The 7,374-nt window shown below is 37.6% G+C and carries 10 protein-coding genes and 1 pseudogene; 5 read left to right on the forward strand and 6 right to left on the reverse strand.

Annotation, left to right across the window (positions count from 1 at the left end; genetic code table 11):
• The first annotated feature begins 170 nt into the window (after nucleotides 1-170).
• A complete protein-coding gene (locus tag ACK2M2_RS15925) occupies nucleotides 171-452 on the forward strand; it encodes a mobilization protein (protein WP_396231322.1) in 282 nt (93 codons plus the stop codon).
• On the opposite strand, the gene ACK2M2_RS15930 is transcribed toward ACK2M2_RS15925, so the two are convergent.
• The 3 genes from ACK2M2_RS15930 to ACK2M2_RS15940 all read right to left on the reverse strand — a co-directional run bounded on the left by ACK2M2_RS15930 (nucleotide 449) and on the right by ACK2M2_RS15940 (nucleotide 3,268).
• A complete protein-coding gene (locus ACK2M2_RS15930; protein WP_396231323.1) occupies nucleotides 449-745 on the reverse strand; it encodes a hypothetical protein in 297 nt (98 codons plus the stop codon). The genes ACK2M2_RS15925 and ACK2M2_RS15930 overlap by 4 nt on opposite strands.
• Nucleotides 742-1,671, reverse strand: coding sequence for a replication initiation protein RepM (repM, locus tag ACK2M2_RS15935; RefSeq protein ID WP_396231324.1), 930 nt, complete (start codon nucleotides 1,669-1,671; stop codon nucleotides 742-744). Before repM ends, ACK2M2_RS15930 begins: the two co-directional genes overlap by 4 nt.
• A gap of 895 nt (nucleotides 1,672-2,566) precedes the next feature.
• Nucleotides 2,567-3,268, reverse strand: coding sequence for a VIT1/CCC1 transporter family protein (locus ACK2M2_RS15940; protein WP_419286676.1), 702 nt, complete (start codon nucleotides 3,266-3,268; stop codon nucleotides 2,567-2,569).
• A 343-nt stretch (nucleotides 3,269-3,611) separates the two neighbouring features.
• On the opposite strand from ACK2M2_RS15940, the gene ACK2M2_RS15945 reads away from it, so the two are divergent.
• Nucleotides 3,612-4,229, forward strand: a complete 618-nt coding sequence (locus ACK2M2_RS15945; RefSeq protein ID WP_419286675.1) for a cytochrome b/b6 domain-containing protein — start codon at nucleotides 3,612-3,614, stop codon at nucleotides 4,227-4,229.
• Nucleotides 4,230-4,433: 204 nt separating this feature from the next.
• On the opposite strand, the pseudogene ACK2M2_RS15950 reads toward ACK2M2_RS15945, so the two are convergent.
• Nucleotides 4,434-4,598: pseudogene (locus tag ACK2M2_RS15950) on the reverse strand (IS3 family transposase); the annotation flags it as partial.
• 170 nt (nucleotides 4,599-4,768) lie between these two features.
• On the opposite strand from ACK2M2_RS15950, the gene ACK2M2_RS15955 reads away from it, so the two are divergent.
• The 3 genes from ACK2M2_RS15955 to ACK2M2_RS15965 all read left to right on the forward strand — a co-directional run bounded on the left by ACK2M2_RS15955 (nucleotide 4,769) and on the right by ACK2M2_RS15965 (nucleotide 5,825).
• Nucleotides 4,769-5,065 carry a BrnT family toxin gene (locus tag ACK2M2_RS15955; protein WP_111886105.1) on the forward strand — a complete coding sequence of 99 codons (297 nt, stop codon included), beginning with the start codon at nucleotides 4,769-4,771 and terminating at the stop codon, nucleotides 5,063-5,065.
• On the forward strand, nucleotides 5,055-5,270 hold the full coding sequence (locus tag ACK2M2_RS15960) for a hypothetical protein (protein WP_419349840.1): 216 nt from the start codon (nucleotides 5,055-5,057) through the stop codon (nucleotides 5,268-5,270). The genes ACK2M2_RS15955 and ACK2M2_RS15960 overlap by 11 nt, the downstream gene beginning before the upstream one ends.
• 135 nt (nucleotides 5,271-5,405) lie before the next feature.
• Complete coding sequence (locus tag ACK2M2_RS15965) at nucleotides 5,406-5,825, forward strand: hypothetical protein (protein WP_127245514.1); 420 nt, start codon at nucleotides 5,406-5,408, stop codon at nucleotides 5,823-5,825.
• A gap of 6 nt (nucleotides 5,826-5,831) precedes the next feature.
• Here ACK2M2_RS15965 and ACK2M2_RS15970 read toward each other — a convergent pair whose 3' ends face one another.
• Both ACK2M2_RS15970 and mobQ read right to left on the reverse strand, forming a co-directional pair.
• On the reverse strand, nucleotides 5,832-6,302 hold the full coding sequence (locus ACK2M2_RS15970) for a hypothetical protein (RefSeq protein ID WP_419349842.1): 471 nt from the start codon (nucleotides 6,300-6,302) through the stop codon (nucleotides 5,832-5,834).
• Complete coding sequence (gene mobQ / locus ACK2M2_RS15975) at nucleotides 6,299-7,252, reverse strand: MobQ family relaxase (protein ID WP_253114855.1); 954 nt, start codon at nucleotides 7,250-7,252, stop codon at nucleotides 6,299-6,301. Before mobQ ends, ACK2M2_RS15970 begins: the two co-directional genes overlap by 4 nt.
• Between the last annotated feature and the right edge of the window lie 122 nt (nucleotides 7,253-7,374).

Below are 7,374 nucleotides of genomic sequence, written 5' to 3' on the forward strand. Positions count from 1 at the left end.
TAGCAATTTTTTGGGGTTAAGGGGTATCCCCTTACGCAAACTTTGACTTGGATGAAATCCAAGTCGTAAGTGCGCATTTCATGAAAAACACGATAGCATATAGCCCGCTTGAATTTCAATTCATAGGGCCTTATGCTTGAGTGGTTTTCTATATCCCAAAATTAACCGTTATGACAAAATCTGCTGAAAATATCGAAAAGAAAATTGAAGCCCAGTTAGAGAAGCTGAAACAGTTAAAAGCCCAAAAACAGGCTATCGAAGCAAGAGAAAAAACCAAGAAAAAGGAACAGGAAAGAAAGGACGATACTAGACGCAAAATTTTGCTTGGTTCTTATTTAATTAAGAAAATGCAGAATGAAGCCAATAAAGAAAAAATACTCGCTGAACTCAACGAATATTTAACAGAAGATCGGGATAGACAGCTTTTTGGTTTGCCCGATATTGAAGCCTAATTTTTCTTAGCTTTTTGGTTATTTTGTTCGGCTTGATACTCTGGAATGAGCGTATTTAAAACCTTTTGAATATTGTCCTTGTCTTCTATCTGCAAATTATCTCGATAGTAAATTAAGTCCTGTATTTTGCTTTCCATCTGCATTTTTTCGGTGGGTTCGGCATCTTTGGATAGTCGGGATAATAGGAAGATATAACCGCATATATTTTCCCTCGCAATTTCATAATTTACGATGTCGAGGTATTCAACGGTCACATGCTTTAGATCGGTTGATAGGTTATTTAATTTAATCATGGCTGAAATCCTGATTTTTCTAAAATTGGATAAAGCTCTCTGAATTTTTCAGGCTCTAAAAGCATATCAGCGATACGAATAGCAAATTGTTGGTAGCTTTCTGTACCTTGTGAATATTTACTCATTTCGGGCATTTCAGACATTTTATTTGCAAATAAATGGCGTTGTGGATCGCTCAATTTTATAAAAAAATCAGGTGTGTTTGGGTCATGCTTAACTTCAATTTTTGGCTGTTGCTTCTGTTTTAACTTGAATGAAAAGCCTGAAATTAAACGTCCTTTTTTATGCTGTTCATACGTCACGGTAATATCTGTATGTTCATTGATCTGCTTAATAGAAGGCTCTAGTACACGCTTTTTAAAGTCACTCATTGCTGTGTACTCATTTTCTAATAGTCCTAGTCTATTTCTAAAAGTACTAATTTCTATTTGTGGCACTTTACCGACTTCACGCCAAGCTATAAGAAGCTCATAAAGCCTAGTAGCGTACTTACTTGTTAAGTGTGCGACTTGTTTGGCTTGGTAGCTTGTGAAGTGTTCTTCTAAACGTGTTACCAGTGGGACAACATCAGGAGCAAAAGTTATTTCTAGTAATGCTAAATCATCAACATAAAAAATACGGCTAACCCAACGTGAACGTACAACGCCAGTTTTCCCTGTTCTTTTATATTCGGCTGTATAGCTAAACTGACGGTTAAATAAGTTATTCACTGCTTCTTTAAGGGCTTTATACGAAGCATCAATGGATACATTAAACAACTTTGCATAATCACTAGCATGAATTTCTAACTTACTATCGGCTGTGATGCCCTGCCCTGATTCTCTGGCATTAATGATGGCAAGCATAATCAAACGCTGTTCTGTTAATTCCAAGTTATAACTGGCATTGATTAAAGCATTATCTTTCACAACTAAACTGTTCTTCATAAAACAGCCCTTATTTTATTATTGAATTAGAAGACAATGTATTTCAATATCCTTTTAAGGTCAAATTATTTAATGTCCTTTAATTAAGAGCTACTGTCCGTTTATATAAGAGCTACTGTCCGTTTATATAAGAGCTACTGTCCGTTTATATAAGAGCTACTGTCCGTTTATGCCTTCTGAAATGCACGTATACCAATGCTTTCACCCTTCCTAAAAGCATTTAAAAGCTTTAAAAATAATTAAAAGCCTTTCGAGAGGGGAGTGCAAACTGCCCTAGGTACTCGCTAAAGCTCGTACTTTATTGAAGCTCGTTCCTCGCTTCGAGGGGCAGTTTTTAATTAATACTGTTTGTAATATCCAAAAAAAGCATTGATAAGGTATTCGCTCCGCTCATACTTTTTGAAAAGCAAAAACTCCAAAGTTCGCACCCATTCGGGATGCTCTGTATCTACCGTTTAAAATCTAAAGGAAGCTTGTAATCAGAGAAAAGGCAGAGGACGAAATTTTTATAATGCTCAATCGCTCGTAGACACTCGCTCGGTTCTTACTGCACTGATTAAAATATCTAATCAAAGTCGTGAAACATTGCTCACTTATTAAGCGTGGAGCGTGAAAAATCATAAAAAAAGCCCATTCGAGGGGGAATGGGCTTTTTAATAGTATATAAGAAGTTGATTTTTAAAGTAATAAAAATTGTATTTCGTATAAGGTGTATTATGTTAATTTTAAAAAATCTTTGAAGCAGATGATTGAGTATCTTAGTTTTGACCTCTAATCAGGTTAGATCATATGTAATATAAGTATCTAAAAGTTAGGAGAACTCATGAATAATAACTACCCAAAACCTATAATAATTTATTGGATTAAAATATTGTGATCAGATACACAAAGTATATTAGGTCACAGCAACATTAAATAGTGATCCGATCCAAGCACTGAATAACATTGCGACAATTCCCCAAATCATAACCCGAACAGAACCTCTCCAGATACTTACACCGCCAGCATAACTCGCCAATGCTCCCATAATTCCGAGAGTTAAAACGCCAATCAGCATGACACCTTTATCTAAATATTGTTCAGGCAGAAGCATCATTGAAATTAAAGGAAATAATGAACCTACAGAAAATGCGAGGGCTGAAGAAGATGCCGCTAGAAATGGCTTGGCAGAGGTATGATCTGAAATGCCAATTTCATCACGAGCATGTGCATCTAAAGCATTATGCATAGTTAGTTGTTTAGCGACATCTTCAGCTAAAGTTGGTTCTAAACCACGTTGTATATAAATATTTTTTAGTTCTTGCAGTTCATGTTCAGGATGGAGTTTTAACTCACGTGCCTCCATTTTCAGATCATTCTGTTCAATATCTTGTTGTGATTTAACGGAAATATATTCACCTGCAGCCATTGAAGCCGCCCCAGAAATTAATCCCGCAACACATGTTACTAATAATGTTTGAGAAGAAGCACCACTGGCTGCTATTCCGACTACTAGGCTTGTTACAGAAATAATCCCATCATTAGCCCCTAGTACAGCCGCACGTAGCCACCCTGACCGTTCAATATAATGTTTTTCGATATGATAAGAATGGCGCACAATATAGTCTCTTGCTGTTATCAGAATGATTATAGTAAATATTTTATCTGTAAACCTTAATTGAGCTAGACAATAGAGAATATAAGTCGCTACTGATGCATATCCATTACATTTAAAATAACCTTGTTTAATAATGGGGTTATACGCATCAAAAAAACCGACTCCAATGTTCAGGCTTCGTATAATCCATATTAAGCTAATGGTAGACAAAATTAATATTCACATGATCTTCCAATTTTAAAATTGCGCTCTAATGAGCGCAATTTTTTTGACTGTATTTTTAATATTAACCTCAGCTTGAGCTGCTATTCTGCAACTAAAATACAGTCAACAAAGGTTTTTTATGGCTCAGAACACAGCAACATCTTCTACAGATTTACTGATTCGATTTCTGCATATCGTCATTATTTTGAGCTTTACTGGGGCTTATCTCACGGGGGATGCAGAAGAATGGCATCAAGTGCATATGGCGTTTGGCTATACACTTGGTATTAGCCTGATATTAAGAATTTTATGGCAGTTTCTTGCTTCTCGATTTGCTCATACTCAGCCTTCAGGGGCGAGCCGTCGATTTAATGTGATCAAGCCATTTGTGCAGCGCTATTGGGCGCAACCGCAGCAATGGCTTTCCCCAGCATTTTTAAAAGCAGCCAGTTCCAGCCTGTTTCAGCTGAGCATACTGGGTGTTTTTTGCCTGATGCCCTTAACTGTACTGGCAGGCTTTTTAACAGACTATACGCATAGCCACAGTTTAAAAGAAGTGCATGAACTATTCGCAAATCTGTTTTTAGCTACTGTATTACTACACTTGACAGCACTGACACTGAATAGTGTTCTACTTAAAAAATGGCTAGCAAAGCGTATGTTTTGGGGGACACAATCACATTCATGGTTCACCCTGTTTGCTTCAGTCCTTTCACTAGGTGTGTTGGTCGCTTTCTGGTTTTGGTATTTTAGCTAAGCTTTTATGAGAGCAACACAGATGAAGTAGGCTGTATTCAGACCTCTCTTTTGACACATCTAGAACGTAAATAACATCAAATGTGGGAAAGCGGTGAAGGGCTGGATGGTTTAAATGGGATTAATTTTGATGCGGTTGTGGAATAATGAAAGTAATTAAGTTTGATGTGTGTTGCAAATACTGAAGACCCCAACTTATGGGATTCTAGACAGCCAACTTATAAAACTCTTCTGCCATTTGATTTGGTATTTTAAACTTCAAATCTTTTTGAATCCTGCACTGATTATAAAATAATTCAATATATTTCGTAATCTCTGCTTTCGCTTTATCCCTTGTTTGATACGGTTGATAATGGATCAACTCATTTTGGTTCTCAAAAATGAAAAATCCTAAAATATACATCGGAAAACTCTATTTAACATAATGGCGCTTATACGAAACTTAGATGTTAGAACCCATTTAAATTAATGAGTTATTGAATAAGTGAAACCCTCTAAGTAGACTTTTAGAAGGTTGTAAATCTAGGGAAAAGGCTAAAGATGCCGTTGATTGAGTATTACGGTCTGCTATTTGAATGGCACGATAAAAAAATGGAAATAGTCTATCGAGGGCGTGAAATTACTTTTGAAGAAGTATGTAGCGTTTTTCTTGATCCAGAGCTGATGTCCTTTGACGATCTTGGTCATTATGACGAACAACGGTTGATATCAATCGGTCTAAGCAATCGTGGTAGACTACTAACAGTGGTTTGGGTCGAACGTGGTGATGTTGCAAGAATCATTACTGCTTTTGAGCCATCACACAATCAAAAGCGGAGGTATAACCATGCAAAATGAATTAGAACGCTATAAAAATTTTGACCCTACCAATGCGCCAGTAGTAAAACCAAACTTCGTGAAAAAATTACAAGAACGCCATGCGATTGCTCAAGTAAAAGCTTTTGATGCGGATGTTGTAACTTGGCTAAGTTCTCAAGATGATGAAACAAAACAGCATATTAACGAGATGGTTCGTCATATCATGGCATTGAAACGTGTTTAATTAAAATTTTGCTCGATGCTTTGAAATAGGGCTTTAGCCATGTTTCAAAGTCGAGCCACTTTGCGTGCACCGGTATAAATTGAATAACGAAAGAAACCAAGCAAAGTATTGTCCTCTCTCAAAATTTGGTTAACTATGAAAATATACAATTTAGCTCAAAGTTTTTTCATCATTTCTGTACTGACTGGTTGTATGGCAAAGCCCGCCTTAGTTTCTGATGCTATACAACCTGTAAAACCTATATTTTTTATTAAGCATAATGAATCAGGTGCAAGAGCTTCACTTATTGGAGGAATATTGCATTTAGATCCGTATGGCTGTATCAGACTGGACAGTGATACAGGTCCTTTTATTATCTGGGCTGATAGCACTGAATTAGCATATACAAATGACGGCAAGGTCAGTATCACCAATAAACTTAATGGTCATAAGTTTTTTATAGGGGATGAAATTATCCTAGGTGGAGGGCGAACCACTGTAATACCTAAATCTGTTACCATTTCTATTCCTGAAGTTTGCACTACTCACGGTTATTGGCCTGCCACTCCACTTTAAAAAGCATTATTTAGGGTCGATCACGCAATAATCTTTGTTTGGCCCATGACAGTCATTTTTCATGATCCGGACACAGGATTGGCCATTACAGTTTTTAATATCTAGGTTATATCTTTGTTCTAGCCAAGCTGCTTCTGCACGACGTTCTTTGATCTCGTCAAAACTTGGAATAAATAAAAATATAAAAAACAGGAAAACTAATACCAGACTAAGGAAAATTGCACACAACAAGGCAATAAATCTGTAGTTCAATTTATCGGTGGCTTTATCTAACTCCTGAATACGACCTTGAAGGGCGTGTGTAGCTTCCTGATTTGCGTTATTTAGGGTCTTTTTGCTCTGTTCTAGTACCCCACTAGCTACCTTATTGTAAAACGTCTCTAATCGCTTGTTATCATCTGCTATGGCTTCCCTGTATTCCTTCATGGATGCCAATAAAATATATAACTGGTCGTCTAAATCGTTTTGATTGCTCATAAGGAAGGCCCATTTCTATTCATGCTTTTGCGTTGTTTCAGCTTCATCGCTTGTTCTTGCTGTAGCTTTAACTGTTTTTTATGTTCCAGTTCTAGGCGTTTAGCTTCCTGATCTTTCTTCCATTGCTCAAAGCCTTTTTCAACACGGTTGAAACCCTGTTCTAAGGTCTGTTCCTTGTGCTGTTGTTTGTATTGGAGCTGCTGGCTGTTCTGCTGTTTGATCGTGTCGTTGAAACGGCTAATTTCAGTATCTATGCCCTTTCTGCGCATCTGGGTGACTTTACTGCCTTCATGTATGGTGGCTTGTATCTGATTACCTTGATCGGCATAGCTGCGGTGGTCGATTCTTTCCCGATACCCTGCATATTCCAGAGCATGATTGGCTAAGTTTGCCCAGGTGGCTCGAATCTGTTTAATTTCTTCCTGGCTTGTTCCCATGCCTAAGCTTTTTCTTTTGGTGTTACTTAACTCAATTTCCGATTTTTGAGTGAGGACCAGTTTATTTTCAGTATCTAATTCTGCTTTGCGAGTTGTCAGTAAGATATGTGCATGATGGTTTTTATCATCTCCACCTTTGCTAGGTGCATGAATCGCTAAATCTGCAACCACCCCATAACGGTCTACTAAAGATTGAGCAAACTCTCTTGCTAGTTCTTTTCGCTGTTCTTCATCCAGCTCGTCCGGTAGAGCAATCACCCATTCACGTGCGGTTCGGGCATCTTTCCGATTTTCTGATTTTTCCGCCAAATTCCAAACTTTGCTTCGGTCTAATTCAGTATCCAAGTTAGAAAGAATCTCTGTATACACCACACCTTCTTTTCTCGTGAAGTCGTGCGTTAACCCTGTCCGTTCATCTGTCAATTTTTCTCCTGCACGATAGGCCATAGATGCTACCGCAGTTCGTCCCGAACTTCGGTTAACGGTCTTAGTCGTACAGTGATAAATTGCCATGCCTTAGCCTTGTGATGGTTTTGCTTTTGCTTTTAAAAAATTGCGTAGCAATTTTTTGGGGTTAAGGGGTATCCCCTTACGCAAACTTTGACTTGGATGAAATCCAAGTCGTAAGTGCGCAT

The sequence above is a fragment of the Acinetobacter sp. TY1 genome (assembly GCF_048551395.1).
Classification (GTDB): Bacteria; Pseudomonadota; Gammaproteobacteria; order Pseudomonadales; family Moraxellaceae; genus Acinetobacter.

Excerpts from the sequence above, each read along its gene's own strand:
- ACK2M2_RS15930 (WP_396231323.1), bottom strand. The coding sequence starts at position 745 with ATGATTAAATTAAATAACCTATCAACCGATCTAAAGCATGTGACCGTT.
- ACK2M2_RS15945 (WP_419286675.1), top strand. The coding sequence starts at position 3,612 with ATGGCTCAGAACACAGCAACATCTTCTACAGATTTACTGATTCGATTT.
- ACK2M2_RS15965 (WP_127245514.1), top strand. The coding sequence starts at position 5,406 with ATGAAAATATACAATTTAGCTCAAAGTTTTTTCATCATTTCTGTACTG.
- ACK2M2_RS15970 (WP_419349842.1), bottom strand. The coding sequence starts at position 6,302 with ATGAGCAATCAAAACGATTTAGACGACCAGTTATATATTTTATTGGCA.
- repM (WP_396231324.1), bottom strand. The coding sequence starts at position 1,671 with ATGAAGAACAGTTTAGTTGTGAAAGATAATGCTTTAATCAATGCCAGT.
- ACK2M2_RS15955 (WP_111886105.1), top strand. The coding sequence starts at position 4,769 with ATGCCGTTGATTGAGTATTACGGTCTGCTATTTGAATGGCACGATAAA.
- mobQ (WP_253114855.1), bottom strand. The coding sequence starts at position 7,252 with ATGGCAATTTATCACTGTACGACTAAGACCGTTAACCGAAGTTCGGGA.
- ACK2M2_RS15960 (WP_419349840.1), top strand. The coding sequence starts at position 5,055 with ATGCAAAATGAATTAGAACGCTATAAAAATTTTGACCCTACCAATGCG.
- ACK2M2_RS15925 (WP_396231322.1), top strand. The coding sequence starts at position 171 with ATGACAAAATCTGCTGAAAATATCGAAAAGAAAATTGAAGCCCAGTTA.